This window comes from Oleiphilus sp. HI0066 (assembly GCF_001635725.1).
In genome coordinates this window covers 13,560-33,171 of the sequence record NZ_LWFH01001200.1, presented here as the reverse complement: position 1 = coordinate 33,171, position 19,612 = coordinate 13,560, and the positions used below count along the sequence as shown (strand labels likewise).

The following is a 19,612-nucleotide window of genomic DNA, read 5'->3' as shown; positions in this document are numbered from 1 at the left end:
TTTACACGACTAAATGCGCATTGCACTGGTCGATTAGGTAATCTTTGTGCATAAATAAATACGCTCAGTGAATAGCAATTATTAATCAAATATCAGTAATTTATAGATCAGTACAGAAGCACCGAATTAGAAACCTGTGGTAGAATACGCGCCCTTTCATTACCGTAGCCAGCCTATCATTAAAACTATTGGTCTGGCATTGAACAAAAAGGTAGAAGTAAGTCATGGCAAACACGTCTTTGGATAAAGCAAAAATCCGGGTTCTTTTGTTGGAAGGTGTTCATCAGTCAGCTGTAGATATTCTGCACAAAGCTGGTTACACAAACATCGAGTACCTCAAAACGTCTCTTTCCCAAGAAGACCTTATTGAAAAAATCAAAGATGCTCATTTTGTTGGAATTCGCTCACGCACCCAACTTACCGAAGAAGTATTTGCAGCTGCTGAAAAATTGATCGCTGTTGGCTGTTTCTGTATTGGGACAAACCAAGTCGATCTTGATGCAGCTACCCGCCATGGCGTTGCGGTATTCAACGCACCATACTCAAACACGCGAAGTGTGGCAGAACTCGTTCTTGCAGAAGCCATTCTTCTATTGCGCGGCGTACCAGATAAGAACGCTAAAGCTCATCGCGGCGAATGGCTCAAATCCGCAGCGAACAGCTACGAAATCCGCGGCAAGAAACTCGGCATTATCGGCTACGGAAGTATCGGTAGTCAGTTAAGCGTATTAGCTGAAGCGCTAGGCATGAATGTTTACTTCTATGACGTAATCACTAAGCTTCCTTTAGGAAACGCGCGCCAAGTTGACTCGCTAGAAGAGCTTCTAGGTATGTGCGATATTGTGAGTCTTCATGTTCCGGAAACTGCAGCAACACAAGACATGATCGGTGCGACCGAACTTGCGCAAATGAAGCAAGACGCGATTCTAATCAACGCTGCACGTGGCACTGTCATCGATATCGATGCACTTTCAGCATCGCTACGCGAAGGCAAGCTGCTGGGCGCAGCGATCGACGTATTCCCTGTCGAACCTAAATCAAACGATGAAGAGTTTGTGTCTCCTTTACGTGAATTCGACAATGTCATCCTTACACCGCACGTTGGCGGAAGCACAATGGAAGCACAAGAGAATATCGGTTTCGAGGTTGGTGAGAAACTTGCCACCTATAGCGACACTGGTACTTCAGTGACATCTGTAAACTTCCCTGAAGTCGCATTGCCTGCACACCCAGAAAACCACCGCCTTCTTCATATCCATGAGAATGTTCCAGGGGTTATGTCTGAGATCAACCAAGTATTCAGCGAGAACAACATCAACATTTGCGGCCAGTATCTGCAAACTAACGAGAAAGTTGGCTACGTAGTTATCGATGTCGATAAAGAATACAGCGAACTTGCTCTAGAGAAGCTGCGTAATGTTCGTGGTACGGTGCGAGTGCGCGTACTGTTCTAAGCGATTCAATCATAATGAATCCCAAAAAGGCTGTACTATTAGGTACGGCCTTTTTTATATGTAAAAGCCGCCTTCACACAGTTGTTCAAGTACTTATTACACGTTAAGTTAATGCTTCCGATAACAAGTAATAAGAATAAAAATGAGCAAACTTCATGAACGCCACTTTGGCGAAACGCAAAATATTGTACGCGCAAATGTAAGACGCTTTGTCGATACACATATCAACCCGTTTATTGATGAATGGGAAGAAGCCAACGAGTTTCCGCGCGAGCTCTACAAACTTGCTGGCGAGGCAGGTCTTCTCGGGATTGGTCACGATGGAGAGTTTGGCGGCGCTGGCGGGGACGTATTCACCAAAATTGCAGCATCAGAGGAACTCATGCGATCAAGCTCTGGTGGACTTGTTGCGAGCTTAGGAAGCATAGATATTGGTTTGCCACCCATCGCTCGTTGGGGCTCTAACGAACTGAAACAACGAATACTCCCTGATGTTATTCTCGGCAATAAAGTTATTGCTCTTGCCATCACAGAACCTTCCGGCGGATCAGACGTAGCAAACATCAAAACCACAGCTAAAAAAGATGGTGATTATTACATCGTCAATGGCAGTAAAACCTTTATTACAAGCGGGCATCGCGCCGACTACTATACAGTGGCGGTTCGTACCGGTGGCGATGGCTACGGCGGAATCAGTCTATTACTTATAGAGCGCGACACCGAAGGTTTTACGAGAGGTAAAAACCTTAAAAAAACAGGATGGTGGGCAAGCGATACAGCAGAACTGTTCTTTGATAACTGCAAGGTGCCCGCTTCGAATCTTATTGGTGCCGAGAATGCAGGATTTTTGGCCATCATGTCGAACTTTGAAATGGAACGATTAAGCCTTTGTGTGATGGCCAACATGACATCAGAACTTGCACTCGACGAAGCGCTCGCTTACGTGAAGCAGCGAGAAGCTTTTGGCCGTCCAATCGGTAAATTTCAAACCATCAAGCACAAGCTTGCAGAAATGGCGACAGCCCTAGAAGCGAGCAAAACATTTACCTATTCACTCGCACAAGCAATTAGTGAAGGCCAGCCGGTCATCAAAGAAATATCAATGGCAAAAAATCTAGCAACGCAGACCAGCGATAAAATCACTTACGATGCAGTGCAAATATTTGGCGGAATGGGCTTTATGCGTGAATCGAAAGTAGAGCGTTTAGCGCGAGATAACCGGATTCTCTCGATTGGTGGGGGAACCTACGAAATAATGAATGAGGTGATTGCCAAACAGCTAGGTCTATAGTCGCCCCCAGCCATTAACCTTCAACTAGACAGCACGTTACTAAATCAATCAGTGCGGGAGCATAAAGCTATTTCACTTTACTCCCCTTGCTTTACTTCTCTCACTAAGCGTCAGATTGAAGACTCAATAATACTGAAGACCTTCTGACGATATTCAGCAGATTCACCAACCAAGTGATGACCAGCGCCATCGACCACACTGACCTTCACTAAAGGAAAGAGTGTTTGGTAGAACGGAAGATTAAAGGTCCAGTCCACCGTTGTGTCATCGTTTCCTTGAATCAAACTCAATTGAGCACCGTTTATAAGACCGCTTACTGTCGCTCGCTCAGACATTTTTGGAATCCAATTACGTAGAGCTCCGACCCAATCAACTGACAAACCATCATGCTGCAAAGGATCTTTATTCTGAACAAAATCTAAAAATGCTTGATCGTGAGAATTATCTTTAAAACTACGAGGCCAGTACTCTTTGCGACCTTGCAAAATACTGTGCGCAAATTCCGCCATATGCCAACTCTGCGGCTTCATTAATGGCGCCAACATAAATACATGCTTTAGATTAAGCGGCGATAACACCGTCGCCGACTCTTCTGAACTTAACAAGTCTGCCAAGATGGCTGCGCCCGTGCTCTGACCAAGCAAATACAAAGGAAGTTCACTATCGCATAACGCAAGTATACTTTTTAGCGCAGGCTGATATTGCTCAAAGGCATCAATACTGGCGCGCGCGCCACTCGATAAGCCATGCCCGGGCAAGTCAAATGCAACAACGCGCAGGCCATTAGCAAGAAGGCGCTTCACGATATTTCCATAAAGTCCTGCATGATCATAGTAACCATGAACGATGACTACCTGCCCTTTGATTTCCATTGCGGGCTCAAAAATCTGAGCAACTAGATCAAACTCAACAGACGGCACTACTTGAATTGACTGCGACTTAGCAAGTCCGATCGACAACATATCAATATTGTAAAAATCGGCATAAGACTTGTATAACAAGCCGGAATGCGACTGAGGTTTGCCGCTTAACTTTAATGAACGAGTACTCAGGGCGAGTAAAAAACGATCTCTATCCCAAAACATGTTGAATGGTTCTCACTGACTTAGCGTTTAACATTCGTTATCACCGTGCACCACCAAATGGATCAAGATTTTAGTTACAATTCGCAGCATAAGATAACGAAGCGGTTACTCAATAAACCGCCGATAGTTGAATACTTTTAAGTATAACTAACTTGCGAGATACAGCCTGTGAAAATCAATAATCAAGCACTAAGTGTGATCGATGTCGTAGTAGCCACCACAGTGAGTTTTATATTTATTGGTTTTCTATATCAACACGTGTATGTGTAAGCTGATTTAGTTTAAATAAAAAAGCACGCTTTTTAGCGGGCTTTTTTATTTGGTTATCTCACTCAAAGTCAGAGAAAGGCTGAGCATAAAATCGATCGTAACTTAAGGCTTCGTTAGCATATAACATCAAAGAACGACCATCTTTCTTAATCATTTCTACTTCGTACACATTCGCCTTAGAATTATTAGTAATTGTTTCAGCATCAGACCAAGCTTCGTTCCATTCAATATTGTGCAAAAAACGAAATGTAGTTAAAAAAGATCCCTGAGCACTAACAGCCAAATGTGCATTGCCTTCTCTATCCGCAGATAACTGGAGACCAGTGTAATCACCAGAGAGAGAGTCAATCGTTTGTACCGGAACTAACGAATACGCATTCGCGCCATCAATCGGAAAATATCCCTGCGACTTAATAAAGCTGGTAGAAACTCCCTTTTCAACCCAAGCAAAAAGGGACTGACCATCTTGAAACACCGATAATCTTTTATCTGTTATATCGCCTTGGCTTGGATTAACAGTAACAGGGTCATTCCACCTAAAACCATTAAAGCGCGACACTTTCAAGCGCGTCGAACTACTCGCACCCTCTAGCCATGCTGCGACGCCGAAGCCACTAGCATCAAAGCCAAGCTCAGCTTTGGAAAGCGAGCTAACCGATATATAGACAGATTCTCTAGAAAAAGTGCCTGCCGAATACGTCATCGTACTCATCTCATACCCACTAACAGTGCCACCATTATACAGCTCGCTAACGAACGACAAGAAAGGTAAAGTGGCACCAAGATCTAACTCAGGAACTTGAATTAAATCAGTCGCAATAATTTGATCTGAAGCCGAACCAAATTGCTGGTTTCCGGTTAATGACAACTGGTCATTGGCTAGCTCCAACACATCTACATTTAAGATATTATTATCAATATAAGACAGTAAGAAAGTGGCATCTTTTGCATGATGCAATCTAAAGTCGGACAACGCTGCCCCACCAATGATTTGCTTTAGAACAACTCGAGGCCCCTGATCTCCACATCGCGATAACAACGAGCGTGCTTGAGGGGCAACACTCACATCTAAATTAACCCAAACGGTGCACACAAGGTCTGAACCAGTGGTGCCAGTTCGAGAAGAACTATACTGAGTCACATTACCTTCAAACCCGGTTCTTATAGTGTCTAGTGCGGCAATATAATCGAACCTTACTACCGAGTTACCAAATTGCCCTGTCGTCGTATCGAACTCTTTAGAATAAATTCTCTGGTCTACGCCCCCTCCAATATCTTCCGTCTGTAACCAGCGAACCCAACCTTTGTCGCCAACGTCAATATATGAAAATGCAGATGATTTATTTGTTCCAGCGTGCGCAAACTCATTCATTGGTATTGCAGACAACCAAGCGCCATCTTCGGTTTGAAATTGAAAATCGATATCTTCAACCAAATAATTCCCCGTGCTTGCTTGCCCATTTGGTCCAACGCTTTCAATGAGCGAGACATCTTTCACGGTAGTATCAAACTCTACGGCATAAGAAGTTGCTAGTGCTAACCTTTCGGCCGCTGCAACTCTTACACTTGTCGCCAACCGCTCTACCACGCGTTTTTCTACAACATTATCTTCATCACTGTCAGCATCGTCTTCATTCTGCTCCTCCTCTTCCGCAATCACTTCAGTAACTGTTATAAGTCGATTTTGAACTTCATACGAAAACGCTCGCTGATCCCCCACCACTGGATCCCTCGTAGAGGAGCCTAAAATAATAGTAGAGTATATGTCACGACCTTTAAGCGAATAAAAAGACAACCCATTCTTAAGAGAATTCTCATCCAACAGCTCATCAAAATTCACGATAAAATCTTGATTGCTATTAACAATTGAATCTTCATTAAGCGGCGGTTCGATTCCGAGACTACTTGGCGCTACACCATCTAATTCCACTTCAGGCAGAACGCCACCGTTGTTACTGCTTGAACACGCAGCAACTGAACATGCCGAAATAACAATTGATATAGTCTTTAAAAAAGAGTGCACAGGCAGATACTTCTCAATAAAACAAATATTATAAGCGAACTCGTAATCAACGTAACGAGAAGCGGTTCATAGGAAAACCAACAACAAAAAAGGCCGCTGACAAACAGCGGCCTTAATCAGATCAAACTGACACTATACTAATGTTAGTGCGCAGAGATCGTCCAACGCGTGTCACTTTCAATATCTGTCCAGTATAAAGAACCAATGGATTGATCAGTGTCGCCAAACTTAAGCGCGCCAATTTCCATATCGCCTTTAAACTTCGTATTGAGAGCAATACCATCACGCCCCATAGCTTCGATCACAGCAACGGGATCACCGTTACCAATTAGAGCAGGGTTAAGTGATGCTAGATCAAGACCTGCAGTGTTGCGTACTGCATAGATCTCACGCTCAGATTGCGCGAAACCAAATGCAAAGTCACCATTTAGATCTGTAACATCACCACGTACGTTATTGATCTTCATGTCTTCAATCAATACGCCAGCGATGTCTAAGTAAACGTCAAGATCAGTTACGTTAACGTAGGTGTTCCAATTGATCTTAGAGTCAGCATTGCCAACTGTGTCGATGTCTTTCACACCGTCACCATTCACATCTAAACCAAAGCCATTGCCGTTGTTTTCAATATGAATATCAACTGGACCTAAGTAACCGTTGATCGAAAGATCAGAGATCAACACTGTAGTCGCTGAATCACCATCAGAGTCCACACCAGTACCCGTATGAGTATTGTATGCATCACCAATAGAGTCACCAGCTTCAAATGCAGACGATGCAATACCGATTGCATCAATACTGAAGTTGAAATCTTTACCCTTCGTATAACCGTTACCAAGGAAATCACTAAACGTTACATCAGCGATGGTTCCGTCAGCGATCAGGTTTTCTACACCACCTAATTTTTCCCATGCATCTTTAGCGCTAACGTGGATCAGTAAGTCACCATCACCATACGTTTTTTTCGCACCAATAGTCATTGGGCCAGTGGTAGTCGCGTTATCTGAAACCAGTCCTGCTGCTTGCGCGTCAGTGACTGTTACACTACCAGATTGAGCTAAAATAAACTTCGCTTCATCAGGGTTACTGTTAGTTGCCGCAGCAATTGCTTGGAACTCAGCCGCTTTACGCACGCCAGAGAAACCAGTTTCCAGGTAATTATCAGCATAACCACTAGAGGTATCAGTACCGTCACCAGCAATATCAAGCTTTACACGAACGTTGTCGAAAAATCCGCCGACTTCAACATTTTCATTCGAACCAAAACTAATACCCGTTAGATATACCGAACCCGCATCCTTATACATGAATTCGCCAATACTGTATTTAGTTTCAAGGTCGATAGTCAGGCCAGCTTGACCCGTCATCTCACCCATTGCCGAATCGTCTAGCGCTTTAAGCTCAGCTTGAGCGCCTGCAGAGATTGCGGCTACCGCAACAGCAAGAGCAGTCTTGTTAACTACAGACATAATAGCCTACTCCTTATTATTGTTTTTAACCAAAAAAAGCCGCTCATGGGAGCGGCTTTCTCTGAGATTAACTCAACATATCAAGCGATATTAGTGAGCAGAGATAGTCCACTTAGTGTCGCTCTCGATGTCAGTCCAGTACAATGCACCGATTGACTGATCAGTATCACCAAACTTAAGTGCGCCGATTTCCATGTCGCCCTTGAATTCAGTGTTGATTGCTACACCGTCAACACCGATTGCTTCAGTTACTGCAATAGCATCGCCGTTACCGAATAGACCTGGGTTAGTAGCAGCAAGCGCAAGGTTTGCACCAGCAGTGTTACGTACCGCGTAGATTTCACGCTTAGACTGAGCGAAACCGAAAGAGAAGTTTCCGTCTAGGTCAGTAACGTCACCACGTACGTTGTTGATCTTCAAGTCTTCGATCAATACGCCAGCGATGTCTAAGTAAACGTCAAGATCAGTTACGTTAACGTAAGTGTTCCAGTTGATTTTAGAATCAGCGTTACCGATAGTATCGATATCTTTAATCCCGTCACCGTTCACATCGATACCGAAGCCGTTACCGTTGTTTTCGATATGAATGTCAACTGGGCCAAGGAAACCGTTGATAGAAAGATCAGAGATCAATACTGTAGTTTCTGCGTCGCCGTCTGAATCGATACCGTTACCAGTGTGCGTGTTGTACGCGTCACCAATAGAGTCACCAGCTTCGAAGCTAGAAGAAGCAAGACCGATAGCGTCGATGCTGAAGTTAAAGTCAACAGACTTCAAACCGTTAGAAAGGATAGTGTCAAAACCAGTAGTTGCGATTGACGCATCAGCGATCATGTTAGAAAGACCACCACTCTTCTGCCATGCATCTTTAAACGATACGTGGATAAGAAGGTCACCGTCGCCGTAAGTTTGCTTACCAGCGATAGAAACGTCAGTGTCACCTAGACCAGATTCGCCCCATGCGTTTTCATCGTCAAGGCCTACAGCAGTTTCAAGCTCAGAGATTTCACCAGTACCACCAGCTGCTTTCGCAAAGCGAGCATCAGCAGAACCAGCGTCAGAAGCATCAACTGCAGCCATGAATGCAGCCAAGTCACGTACACGTGAGAAGCCAGTGTCTAGTTCGTTGTCAGCGTGACCACTTGAAAGATCAGTACCATCACCAGCGATGTCTAGTTTGATACGGATGTTATCAACGTAACCTGCAGCACCTGCACCAGCGTTAACACCGCCAGCGTCGTTAGTGTTAGCGCCCAAGCTAATACCAGTCAAGTAAACAGAACCAGCGTCTTTGTACATGAATTCGCCGATGGTGTACTTAGTTTCTAGGTCGATAGTCAAACCAGCTTGACCAGTCATTTCACCCATAGTGCTGTCGTCAAGAGCTTTCAATTCAGCTTGTGCGCCAGCAGATACAGCAGCGATTGCAGAAGCAAGTGCAATTTTTTTCAGGCCTTTCATATTATTCTCCTAATATTTAGGTAAGAGCGCTTCCTCTAAGTAATGCTTATATGGAAGCCAATATTATTGTTAGATTTCATTTCCGGCTGGCTTTCGCTAACCAGTGAGTGAATATTAAGGAATTCAATCACGCGTTTCCGTGAATGGACTCACAAAAAGTTACGCGGCGTTACAAAGCTAGAATTAGTTAACGCCAGTTTGCATTTCAAACCAATAACTGAACAAAAAACAGCCAGATTAAGCGTATTTTCCGTGTAAAACTTGATTTACACACACAACTAGGAAGGTGGCGTTCGGTATTTGGCAAGTTCTAATCCTCCTTGACCTCGTAAATTCGCTATCTGTTAAGCGAATTAAATTATCGTTACACATAAAAAAGCCGCTCTGAGAGCGGCTTTTTTATGTGTATGGCGTAAAGCTTCATTTAACGTTGGTAATAAACCGGCTTCATTTCAGTTTCAACAGGCTGCCCCATTTTGACTTCACCATCTACTATATAAGGGTAGTTCCAACTGCGTGCCCATCCTGCAATATGCTCTGCAGCAACAACAATACGACGTAACATTGTTCCGTCCTCCTGCTCTTTACCTGTTACATATATCAAACCAACGGCCCACTGAGTTCTATTAGACGCCAAACCCTGCAAAGCTCTAACTAAGGCCTCAAGTGCAACTTCCTGCGGCATTTCATCTTGTCCATCTACTTTAATCGCACGAAAGTTACCGTCTGGATCCAGTGTCATCCCCATTGGTTTGAACGAGCCACGCTCTAAAAGGTCTGGCTCTACGCGTTTGAATGCCGCAATCATCATATATTTTAACTGCGAAATTGCTTGCTCTTCAGTTACCTTAGCCCGCTTTGATTGCCCTAAGCTTAGATCTGTTGCAACAGCCTCTTGCGGCTTTTCAACCATATCTTCGATACGTTGCTTCTTTTCTTCGGCGTATGCACTAAATGGCAAAACGAGTAATGCTGCTGACACAATTGCCAACAATCGAAATTTAAACATAACGGGCTCCGTTTGATTTGTTTATAGATTTATTTAAAGCCAGTTGGCACAGTGCTATTAAAACCGTTCGATTCCAAATATCATTGCGCCGCGACACTCGCGCTAAGTTATATAGACCGATATTAAAAAGCTAGCCAAGCCACTGATTTATTTGTCAATTAGATCACACTCTTGTACAAGTAACTCATAAGACGAGATTTTGAAAAAGCATAACTTCGATGTACTACACATACACGCTCTCACTGATTGAATTAATCCACGTTGCTCAAGCTCTTAATAATGTTGCCATCCTTTATTCGGACAACTCGCGCTCTTTGGTGATAACCGGCCACCCTAGCGCAACAACTAATAAACAATCTATCGACGTAACTCACCCGCCAACCCTGTGCAGCGACTTTCAAAGTTCGAAAACATTCCAAAGTGGTTGGATCGGTATAAATGGTTACGATGACGACCTTTTCTTCGCTGGTTTATATAGTTGGAGCATTAATTACAACTTCGATACCAATCAGGTAATCGTCTATTTTTCGAAGCGTTGTCCAAAAGATCTAAAGAATAGTCTTCTAAAACTGCTTGAAGAGTCTAGCGGTGTAAAGCAGAGTGAGGTATGTATTTCTTTTACGGATTTAAGTTGGGAAAAATCTCAATCTAAAGAAAGGTATGCATCAAGTCTAAACAAGATTAAATCTTATATAAAAGCTGGCGATTGCTACCAAGTAAATCTAACGCAACGCTTTGAGGCTTCCTGTGGATGGAACAAGCGCCAAGCAATTCACGCTTTTTTCCATTCGGCAATCAATTCGCATGCTGATTACTGTGCTTTTATTGAAATAGCGGATAACCATTTTGTCGCTTCTATATCCCCTGAACAGTTTATTGAATGCGACCACGGAACAATGATGACGAAACCTATAAAGGGAACCGTCAAATCAACAGGCAGAATCACAAAAGAGCAGACATCAGAGTTACAGAACTCAAAAAACCGTGCAGAGAATCTTATGATTGTCGACCTATTACGGAATGATTTGAGTAAAGTCTCGCGATTACATTCAGTGAATGTTACAAAACTATTTGATATTGAGAGCTTTAATAATGTTCATCACTTAGTTAGCACAATTACTAGTGAAATAGATTGCTCAAAACACACCCCGTTTACCGCTTTTTTAAGCGCATTTCCCGGAGGATCTATTACCGGCGCACCCAAAAAGCGTGCACAGGAAATTATCACGGAGCTAGAGGCTCACCCTCGCCGCTTTTACTGTGGGTCAATATTTATGTGGGATAACGATCTGGATAAGTTTCAATCTAATATTCTGATACGTACCGTGGAGATTGAAAAGAAAAAAGCTTTTTGTTGGGGAGGGGGCGGAATCGTGGCTGATTCTCAATTAGACGAGGAATATATGGAAAGTCTCAATAAGATCGCGCATATCACCGGAAAATTGATTGAGACTTAAACTCAGTCACGAGCAGTGTAGCTATATAACTAACCTCATCATGCAACTACCTAGTTTTTCGTAAGGCTCGAGGCAGTTTGTAAAAGTATAGTTCGCTCTTTAACAAGCATATGATACATATAACGCAATTTTTCAGGGAACACAGATTCCGTTATTTGATGAACCAGGTTTTGTTCAGTTAACGCATTAACATAGCCAAGCAATCTAGCTCTTGAGGCTCGACCTAACTCACTTTTATTCGAGCTTTTTGGAAGCCTTGGCGATACTTCGTGATGCAAATACGTAATAACGGACTTATCGACTTCGCCAAAACGAATCATTCCTTGCCCTTGCTCTAACTGATACTCAAATGCACGATTAGACTCTGGATATACTTTAACCTTAAGTACTTTGCTCAGCTGCTTCATCGCGGTGATCTGTTCTGGAGTACTCGCAACTGAGCTGACACGAAACCCTAAATCAATAGCGTGGTCTGCATCTGGGTCAAAGTAGCCATAATTTATTGCATGCAAATACATGTCCTTCGCACCATAGCTTATCCAGATTTGATCGCCAGGCTTATAATCTTTACCTGCCAAAAATGAGAAATTTTGCTTTTTAGTTGATAGCAAACGCCCTTTTTTGTCTGAGTGATTGAACATGTCTAACACAGGTAAAAAACCGAATTCTCCCCAAGCACGATATCTATAATTGAGCGCGACTTGAGCTAGCGTATCGGCATCCAGTTGCGGATCTAGCTCTAACAAACCATCAACCATGCGAGCAATTGATTTTTTCTCTGCAAGCGCAAACTTATACAGCAAAGGCGAGCCTCGTTTTAAAGTCTCCAACTCCTCATTTGTGCAGTAGTAAACGTTGTGCTCTTTGAAAAAAGACAAGGGATAAAAAGAATCAGTGTAAAACCAAGGTTCTGCCAGACCGGACATTCGTCGCGCAATGACATGAATAGTTTTCAGTTGATTCGTTAATTCAAATGGATAATCAAAGTCTATATCCATGGGCATAAGAGCTGATTGAGGCAAAGACGCGAAAATTTCATTCTTGGCAATCGGGCCTGATGCATACATGCCATAAACACCGTCGACACATCGTCTTTCAATATTTGGATGCAGCGTCATACCAACCGCTTCAGCTTGGCTTCGCATTGAAAGATATTGTTCGTAATTCATACTGCTAATTCTTCTTATTTAGATAAATGCACAAGTTTAATGACAAAGTGAAAGCACAGCTTTGCGCTAGTTCTTAGTTCGTACTATTGAGCTATGGGATTAATACTTTCAGATGGACTTACTGCCAACTCCAACTGCTCTGATACATCTTTTGCTACCGCGTCAATATCACGCATTTCTGACAATGGCGGCAGTTGCTCGAGACCTGAAAGATTAAAGTAATCAAGAAATAATTTAGTCGTGGCATAAATTGCTGGGCGACCTGGAACTTCACGATGACCTACGACCTTTATCCATTGTCTTTCTAATAAGGTCTTCATTATGTGCGAGCTAACAGCCACACCACGAACATCTTCGATTTCACCTCTGGTAATAGGTTGTCGATATGCAATCAGCGACAGAGTCTCGAGTAAAGCACGTGAATACTTTTGCGGTCGCTCTTCCCATAAACGCCCTACCCACATAGATAAATCTTTCGCGGTCTGGAAACGATACCCACTCGCGACCTTGCTTAGCTGAATACCACGAGATAAATAATCATTCTGAAGTTCTTCCAAGACCAAACGAATGTCTGATTTCTGCGGCTGTTCATGCAATTCAAACATTGCATGGAGCTTATCAACGCTCATGGGCTTGTCCGATGCCATTAACGTTGCTTCAACAATGCGCTTCAACTGCGTTAAATCGAATGAATTACTTGTTGAACGCACTGAGCCAGCTTGATTGACTTCCGTTATTTCAATGTCAGACATGATCTTGTTTTTTTGTTTATCTAATTGGGAATAACTAGATTGTCGCCGTTTTGACTAAGAAAACGCAACCGAGGGTTTCATTTAGGTTTGAATTATTGCGGAAGCAACTTTGCTTTCACGTGAATAGCGCCAAAGGCTTCTGCTTGCACGAACTCTACTAATTGCTCTTTGATCAATTCCATAATCGCCAAAAACGTAACCACAACACCTTGCCGACCTTCTTCGAGAGTGAAAAATCGCTCGAATGGTACGTAGCTAGCATCATTAAGTTGTTGCAATACAAGAGACATCCGTTCACGCGTGGAAAGCGTTTCACGCTCAATTTGATGACTAATAAAATGGTCGGACCGTTCTAGAACATTTTTTAGCGCGAACATTAGCTCATCAAGACTAACATCAGGTTGTCGAACAGCAACTTCTTCCATGTTTGCCGCGACGCGCGATGCGAAATAATCTTTGTCAAAACGAGGTAAAGCATCAATATCTTCGGCAGCAACCTTAAAGCGCTCATATTGTTGCAGGCGACGAATCAATTCAGCACGCGGATCTATTTCTTCGCCATCTTCATTTTTTGGCTTAGGTAGCAACATTCGAGACTTAATCTCTGCCAACATCGCGGCCATCAATAGATATTCTGCCGCAAGCTCAAACTTTAACTCTCTGGCTGCATCGATATATTGCATATACTGTTTCGTAATTGAAGCAACATCAATATTCAACACATCCATGTTTTGCTTTCGAATCAAATAAAGCAATAGATCTAGCGGACCTTCAAAAGCCTGTAATATCACTGATAATGCGTCAGGCGGAATGTAAAGATCTTGGGGAATTTCGGTGAGAGGTTTGCCATCAACAAAAGCTAATGGCAAAACATGCTGTTCATGTGTGGCAGGTGACTCTAAAGTGTTTGATAACTCAGCATTGTCATCATTTGGCGTCTGCGCTGATGTATTTACTGAGTTATCATTTTGCATAAATCGCTCGTAGTTACGCTCCGAATGAAAGGCCCATCACCTGACGGACTTCTTCAAGTGTGGCTTTCGCTGCATCACGCGCACGCTCACGACCTTCAACAATAATACTTTGCACTAACTCAGGGTTCTCTTCATATTGGCGAGCGCGTTCACGAATTGGACGCTGTTCTTCAAGTACCGCGTCAATCACGGGCTTTTTACATTCAAGACAGCCAATTCCTGCACTGCGACACCCAGTTTGAACCCACTCTTTCGTTGATTCATCAGAGTAGACTTCGTGAAGTTTCCAGACAGGACACTTATCAGGATCACCGGCATCAGTTAAGCGAACGCGCTGAGGGTCGGTTTGCATTGTGCGAATCTTCTGTTCAACGACATCAGGCTCTTCACGTAATGCAATCGTGTTGCCGTAAGACTTCGACATTTTTTGACCGTCAAGCCCTGGCATTTTAGATGCCTTGGTCAATAATGCTTGCGGCTCTGGCAAGACGACCTTACCGCCACCTTCAATGTAGCCAAACAAGCGTTCACGATCACTAATCGTAATATTTTGCTGATCTCGAATTAGCGCGCGTGCTGTCTCTAATGCCTCGTCATCACCTTGTTCTTGGAAACGTTTTTGAAGCGTTCGATATAGCTTAGATGCCTTCTTGCCCATTTTTTTGATGGCTGCTTCTGCTTGCTCTTCAAAACCTGGATCTTTGCCATACAGGTGGTTGAAACGTCGAGCTACCTCGCGCGTTAATTCAACGTGCGCAACCTGATCTGCACCTACCGGAACAAGACCGGCACGGTACACAAGGATGTCAGCGCTTTGAAGTAAGGGATAACCCAAAAAGCCATATGTTGCGAGATCACGCTCTTTAAGTTTCTCTTGTTGATCCTTATAGCTTGGCACTCGCTCTAACCAACCAAGCGGGGTCATCATAGATAAAAGTAAGTGAAGCTCGGCGTGCTCAGGCACGTGAGATTGAATAAACATGGTTGCGTTGCCAGGGTTAATCCCCGCAGCTAACCAATCAATCACCATATCCCAGACGCTTTGCTCAATGTCATAAGGCGCTTCGTAATGCGTTGTGAGTGCATGCCAGTCAGCTACAAAGAAAAAACATTCGTAATCATGCTGCAACTCAACCCAGTTTTTTAAAACACCGTGATAATGCCCCATGTGTAATTTACCCGTTGGGCGCATACCGCTTAACACACGCTGTTGTAATTCAACCGAACTCAAAACTAACTCCTAAGCAAAAAATTAAAGCGCGAGTATACAAGCTTTTATGATACTCGCTAAGGCATTTGTTGTACTTATGCGACTTGGTCTAACGCGCTTGACGCATTGTCACAAACTCTTCTGCGGCTGTCGGGTGAATGCCGATCGTACTATCGAATACAGATTTGGTAGCTCCAGCCTTGATGGCAATTGCGATACCTTGAATAATTTCACCAGAATCAGGACCTACCATATGAGCTCCCAACACTTTATCCGTGTCTTTATCTACAATGAGTTTCATCATACTGCGTTCATTTCGACCACTCATTGTATGCTTCATTGGTTTAAAGCTTGAAGCATATACGTCTACATTAAATGATTCTCGTGCTTGCTCTTCTGTTAAGCCAACCGTACCGATATTTGGTTGGCAAAATACCGCTGTAGGAATATTTTCATAATCAACTGAAGATGGTTTTTTATCAGCAAAAAACAGTTTTGAAAGATACATACCCTCAGCTAAAGCGACCGGCGTCAATTGAACACGGTCAATCACGTCACCAATTGCGTATACACTCGGAACCGACGTTTGGAAGTCATCATTTACGCACACTGCTCCGTTTGGTTTGAGTTCTACGCCTAAGTCTTCCAACCCCAAACCGTCAACTTTAGGCACACGCCCCAATGCTGTAAGAACCAAATCGGTCTGCAAGACCTCGTGGTCAGACAGGTATACTTGATACGAGTCATCGCAATGCGTGACGCTATCGATATTCGTATGAGATATCAGCTTGATACCTTTGTTTTGAACTTGCTTGGCGACAAAATCACGAATTTCTTCATCAAAACCTCGCAGTAGTTTCTCTCCTCGGAATACCACTGTGGTGTCAACACCGAGTCCGTTCAAAATACCTGCGAGCTCAATCGCGATATAACCACCGCCCTGAACAACTGCAGACTTGGGCAATGTATCTAGATAAAAGAATTCATTCGAGGTGATGATATGTTCACTACCTGGGATATTTAGTTTGTGAGGCCAGCCCCCTGTCGCGACCACAATTCGTTCGCTGGTATACTGCTGGTCACCGACTTGAACGATATTCGGCCCAACGAGCTTAGCCGAGCCGTTTATAATCTTAGCTCCGCTATTCTCTAGCAGGTTCTGATAGATGCCGTTCAAACGACCAATCTCTTTGTTCTTGTTATCACGCAAGGTCGGCCAATCGAAATTCAAGTCACCCGAGTTTGTCCACCCAAACCCCTCACCGTCTTCCAACTCCTCTATGACATGTGATGCATATACGAATAGTTTTTTAGGCACGCAACCGACGTTGACACAAGTACCACCAAGATAACGGTCTTCAGCAACCGCAACTTTTGCTCCAGAAGCTGCTGACATACGTGCTAAACGTACGCCACCAGAACCAGCACCAATAACAAACAAATCAAAATCGAATTCAGACATTTCTTACTTCAGTATGTGAATTTATAAACTAGAAACTTTTAAAAAGGACGCTCTCAGTCACGTCACCAACAGCTACACTGCCGACAATGCGATAACCAAGCTTTTCATAAAAACTGATATAGCGCATATTGCCAGTATCTAGCGCGATTCCAGATGATGCAGGATTTTCTCGGCAAACTTCTTCGACCGCAGCCATGAGCTGTTTACCGTAACCAAGACTACGGTGTTGGGCATCGACACCAATCAAAGGAAGCTCATGGTGCTCTCCGTGAGGAAGAACTTTATGAATTTGCTTATGATATTCAATGTATCGCCAAGTACTTTCAGAACCTGCCGTTAATAACATTCGCATTCGCCAAGCAAATTGCCGACTCAAATCAAGACGAACCACAGGGCTACCAACTAGAGCAACCGCGATCAAGCGACTGTCTAGTGTTAAACCGATTACTTCTTGATCTAACGAAAAGTGTAAGTGGCATAATTCCCGAATAGTGGCGCGTACTCGCTGATCATAGCCAGGACGTTCCGCTTGGAACAAATATTTGAAAGTAGGTTCGTGCTTGTAAGCACGAAATAGAATTGTTCTTGCTTCCTTAATGGCACTGGCATCAAGCCTTACTACACGCGCCTCTACTTCATCGGTGGTAATTGGCATCCTGGGACCCCTTTTATAGATGAACGAGCTAAACGTAGTGTGCTCATAAGAGCACAAGTGCAGTCAGTTTAGGACGATAGCGTCAACCTTGCACTAACAACACCGGGTTTATCTTCTTTTTCAACGGAAATTTGCTCGACCTGCACCCCAACACTACGTTCGAGAGTGCTGAGCCATGTGACTAATGTATCGAAGGACACATCTTCAACCCAGAGTTTGACCTTATTCTCTCCGCTAGGTTCAAAACGTTTTAGGTTTAATGATTGCTTTCGTGCCATGTTCGTCACAGTAGAAACCAATTGCTGGCTATTAAGATTAGAAGCATTCGACGTATTCGATGAAGAACTGCGCAGCTGATCGCGCGAACTCTTAACCAATTCAAGAAGAGCTGCTTTATCTTTTAGGTCTTGCTCGGCGCGATCCATATAGCTTTGTGCTGGCACCCACATTGCGAAGTACATAAGTGAAGTAACAACTGCGACAAACATAACTTTTAGGCTGAGCTGCTCACGCGCTTCTAGCGATTCCCAACGATCCTTCGCCTGAGTAAACAATGGACTTTTAATCATGATTTACCCTACCCCTCACTTACGCTCAAACGTCCGCGGTAATATTGATTCTCTTGAACCGCGGAACTTATTTTCGCAATCAAACCTGCCGAAACAATTGCGGTTTTCAGCTGATCCATCTGTTCAAAATTCTTAGCGCGTAGTTCGATTACTAGCTCACCGCGCTGGGCGTTAAAACTCAAGGCAGTAAACTGAATATCAGTAGAGTTTTTGCGCTGCTGGTATTGATAGCCTGCTTCGCCTAATAAGGTCAAGAATCCAACATCAGTACCTTTATTGTTCGATTGGCGAAGCTTACCTTTGATAATGCGAGCTAACCTTCCAACCGAAACATTTTTCGAATTTGGTACCGCTTGCTTGTAAGTTGCTAAGGCTTGTTGAGCCAGATCATCCGCAGATGACTGGTAGTGCATGCCCTTACCAATAAAAACACCAAGCTGTAACAAGAAAGCAATACATGCAACGCCTGCAACCCATGCCCATTGGCGCAATTGACCTGAACCCTCTTGGACGATTTTAAGCTCACCTTGGCATAGATCAATCTCTGGCGCACCCGCGTGAAAATAAGACTCTACCAATAAGTCTAAACTCGATATCGACAAGGCTTCGATATCGATATCACACCCTGGATATTGCTCTAACTCAGCCAATAAAATCTTATGATCGGCCTCATTCGCGTTGTGATCGTACACCTTAATTTTGATCGTTTCAGCGCTTTCGTCATCTGGACCAAGCAACAAAGTATCCATGTAGGGAACTAGATTTTGTGCTCGAACACGCACGGCACACTGTTTAGCGTTGACGATAGCGGTATCACCTTCGAGGCTGATAACAATATCAGCTTCAGATGAAACCAGCATCTCAGCGTCTATATACGATGCACTTAGTTGAACGTCCGGCTTAGCCTCAAGAACATCATCGTGAAACCCAATAAACAACGACTTCTCGACGCAACGCACAGGCGTACCCGTCTTACTGTTATTTTTACCTAATGCAAAATGCAGTAATTCGATATCTGTTGCTAGCTTATCTTCGATTGCGAATGCTATGGCTTGCTGGGCGTAACGGGCGTTCTTAGATGGAAGGTCAACGTTCGTACTGAAGCTCAAATTGCTCGGCCATACCAACACAGCCTTAACGCCTTCTGCTCCGTTTTGCATCAAGACTTGTTGCAAGTCATCTGTTGAAATAGCTGAGCCACCGCCGACTTTCACGCCACTCAAATCATAAAGACGCCAGTCATACCGCGCATCATTGGGTGAATAGGGTTCAACAGGTAAAAGAAAAACTTTATGTGCCATT

16 protein-coding genes are annotated in these 19,612 nt (G+C 43.6%); 3 read left to right on the top strand and 13 right to left on the bottom strand.

Annotated elements, in window-relative coordinates; genetic code table 11:
* The first annotated feature begins 224 nt into the window (after positions 1–224).
* Both serA and A3738_RS16390 read left to right on the top strand, forming a co-directional pair.
* A complete protein-coding gene (serA, locus tag A3738_RS16395; RefSeq protein WP_068479682.1) occupies positions 225–1,454 on the top strand; it encodes a phosphoglycerate dehydrogenase in 1,230 nt (409 codons plus the stop codon).
* A gap of 142 nt (positions 1,455–1,596) precedes the next feature.
* Positions 1,597–2,745: an acyl-CoA dehydrogenase family protein gene (locus A3738_RS16390; RefSeq protein WP_068479474.1), complete on the top strand. Its 1,149-nt coding sequence runs from the start codon at positions 1,597–1,599 to the stop codon at positions 2,743–2,745.
* Positions 2,746–2,855: 110 nt separating this feature from the next.
* Here A3738_RS16390 and A3738_RS16385 read toward each other — a convergent pair whose 3' ends face one another.
* From A3738_RS16385 to A3738_RS16365, 5 genes are all read right to left on the bottom strand, one after another.
* The gene (locus tag A3738_RS16385) at positions 2,856–3,830 is read right to left on the bottom strand and encodes an alpha/beta hydrolase (RefSeq protein ID WP_068479680.1); all 975 of its coding nucleotides are present in this window, start codon (positions 3,828–3,830) and stop codon (positions 2,856–2,858) included.
* A gap of 328 nt (positions 3,831–4,158) precedes the next feature.
* Complete coding sequence (locus A3738_RS16380; RefSeq protein ID WP_068479678.1) at positions 4,159–6,123, bottom strand: hypothetical protein; 1,965 nt, start codon at positions 6,121–6,123, stop codon at positions 4,159–4,161.
* Between the two features lie 143 nt (positions 6,124–6,266).
* Positions 6,267–7,592, bottom strand: coding sequence for a DUF6160 family protein (locus tag A3738_RS16375; protein ID WP_068479676.1), 1,326 nt, complete (start codon positions 7,590–7,592; stop codon positions 6,267–6,269).
* Between the two features lie 90 nt (positions 7,593–7,682).
* On the bottom strand, positions 7,683–9,053 hold the full coding sequence (locus A3738_RS16370; protein WP_068479674.1) for a DUF6160 family protein: 1,371 nt from the start codon (positions 9,051–9,053) through the stop codon (positions 7,683–7,685).
* Between the two features lie 424 nt (positions 9,054–9,477).
* The gene (locus A3738_RS16365; protein ID WP_068479323.1) at positions 9,478–10,062 is read right to left on the bottom strand and encodes a hypothetical protein; all 585 of its coding nucleotides are present in this window, start codon (positions 10,060–10,062) and stop codon (positions 9,478–9,480) included.
* Positions 10,063–10,280: 218 nt separating this feature from the next.
* Between A3738_RS16365 and A3738_RS16360 the strand changes: the two genes are divergently transcribed.
* Positions 10,281–11,519: an anthranilate synthase component I family protein gene (locus A3738_RS16360; RefSeq protein WP_068479672.1), complete on the top strand. Its 1,239-nt coding sequence runs from the start codon at positions 10,281–10,283 to the stop codon at positions 11,517–11,519.
* Between the two features lie 50 nt (positions 11,520–11,569).
* Here the strand turns inward: A3738_RS16360 and A3738_RS16355 are convergent, their stop codons facing one another.
* The 8 genes from A3738_RS16355 to gspL form a co-directional block, all read right to left on the bottom strand.
* On the bottom strand, positions 11,570–12,688 hold the full coding sequence (locus tag A3738_RS16355; RefSeq protein ID WP_068479670.1) for an SET domain-containing protein: 1,119 nt from the start codon (positions 12,686–12,688) through the stop codon (positions 11,570–11,572).
* A gap of 83 nt (positions 12,689–12,771) precedes the next feature.
* Complete coding sequence (gene scpB, locus A3738_RS16350; RefSeq protein ID WP_082890070.1) at positions 12,772–13,440, bottom strand: SMC-Scp complex subunit ScpB; 669 nt, start codon at positions 13,438–13,440, stop codon at positions 12,772–12,774.
* A 92-nt stretch (positions 13,441–13,532) separates the two neighbouring features.
* Positions 13,533–14,414 (bottom strand): ScpA family protein, encoded by an 882-nt coding sequence (locus A3738_RS16345; protein WP_082878520.1) that lies wholly within the window; start codon positions 14,412–14,414, stop codon positions 13,533–13,535.
* Positions 14,415–14,427: 13 nt separating this feature from the next.
* Positions 14,428–15,645: a tryptophan--tRNA ligase gene (locus A3738_RS16340; RefSeq protein ID WP_082878521.1), complete on the bottom strand. Its 1,218-nt coding sequence runs from the start codon at positions 15,643–15,645 to the stop codon at positions 14,428–14,430.
* 88 nt (positions 15,646–15,733) lie between these two features.
* Positions 15,734–17,086 carry a glutathione-disulfide reductase gene (gor, locus tag A3738_RS16335; protein WP_068479668.1) on the bottom strand — a complete coding sequence of 451 codons (1,353 nt, stop codon included), beginning with the start codon at positions 17,084–17,086 and terminating at the stop codon, positions 15,734–15,736.
* A 28-nt stretch (positions 17,087–17,114) separates the two neighbouring features.
* On the bottom strand, positions 17,115–17,741 hold the full coding sequence (locus A3738_RS16330; RefSeq protein WP_068479666.1) for an N-acetyltransferase: 627 nt from the start codon (positions 17,739–17,741) through the stop codon (positions 17,115–17,117).
* Positions 17,742–17,809: 68 nt separating this feature from the next.
* Positions 17,810–18,310 carry a type II secretion system protein GspM gene (gspM, locus tag A3738_RS16325; RefSeq protein ID WP_068479664.1) on the bottom strand — a complete coding sequence of 167 codons (501 nt, stop codon included), beginning with the start codon at positions 18,308–18,310 and terminating at the stop codon, positions 17,810–17,812.
* An 8-nt stretch (positions 18,311–18,318) separates the two neighbouring features.
* Positions 18,319–19,611, bottom strand: coding sequence for a type II secretion system protein GspL (gene gspL / locus A3738_RS16320; protein ID WP_068479662.1), 1,293 nt, complete (start codon positions 19,609–19,611; stop codon positions 18,319–18,321).
* Position 19,612: the final 1 nt, after the last annotated feature.

Coding starts and splice junctions, on each gene's coding strand:
- serA (WP_068479682.1), top strand. CDS start 225: ATGGCAAACACGTCTTTGGATAAAGCAAAAATCCGGGTTCTTTTGTTG.
- A3738_RS16390 (WP_068479474.1), top strand. CDS start 1,597: ATGAGCAAACTTCATGAACGCCACTTTGGCGAAACGCAAAATATTGTA.
- A3738_RS16385 (WP_068479680.1), bottom strand. CDS start 3,830: ATGTTTTGGGATAGAGATCGTTTTTTACTCGCCCTGAGTACTCGTTCA.
- A3738_RS16375 (WP_068479676.1), bottom strand. CDS start 7,592: ATGTCTGTAGTTAACAAGACTGCTCTTGCTGTTGCGGTAGCCGCAATC.
- A3738_RS16370 (WP_068479674.1), bottom strand. CDS start 9,053: ATGAAAGGCCTGAAAAAAATTGCACTTGCTTCTGCAATCGCTGCTGTA.
- A3738_RS16365 (WP_068479323.1), bottom strand. CDS start 10,062: ATGTTTAAATTTCGATTGTTGGCAATTGTGTCAGCAGCATTACTCGTT.
- A3738_RS16360 (WP_068479672.1), top strand. CDS start 10,281: ATGTACTACACATACACGCTCTCACTGATTGAATTAATCCACGTTGCT.
- A3738_RS16355 (WP_068479670.1), bottom strand. CDS start 12,688: ATGAATTACGAACAATATCTTTCAATGCGAAGCCAAGCTGAAGCGGTT.
- scpB (WP_082890070.1), bottom strand. CDS start 13,440: ATGTCTGACATTGAAATAACGGAAGTCAATCAAGCTGGCTCAGTGCGT.
- A3738_RS16345 (WP_082878520.1), bottom strand. CDS start 14,414: ATGCAAAATGATAACTCAGTAAATACATCAGCGCAGACGCCAAATGAT.
- gor (WP_068479668.1), bottom strand. CDS start 17,086: ATGTCTGAATTCGATTTTGATTTGTTTGTTATTGGTGCTGGTTCTGGT.
- A3738_RS16330 (WP_068479666.1), bottom strand. CDS start 17,741: ATGCCAATTACCACCGATGAAGTAGAGGCGCGTGTAGTAAGGCTTGAT.
- gspM (WP_068479664.1), bottom strand. CDS start 18,310: ATGATTAAAAGTCCATTGTTTACTCAGGCGAAGGATCGTTGGGAATCG.
- gspL (WP_068479662.1), bottom strand. CDS start 19,611: ATGGCACATAAAGTTTTTCTTTTACCTGTTGAACCCTATTCACCCAAT.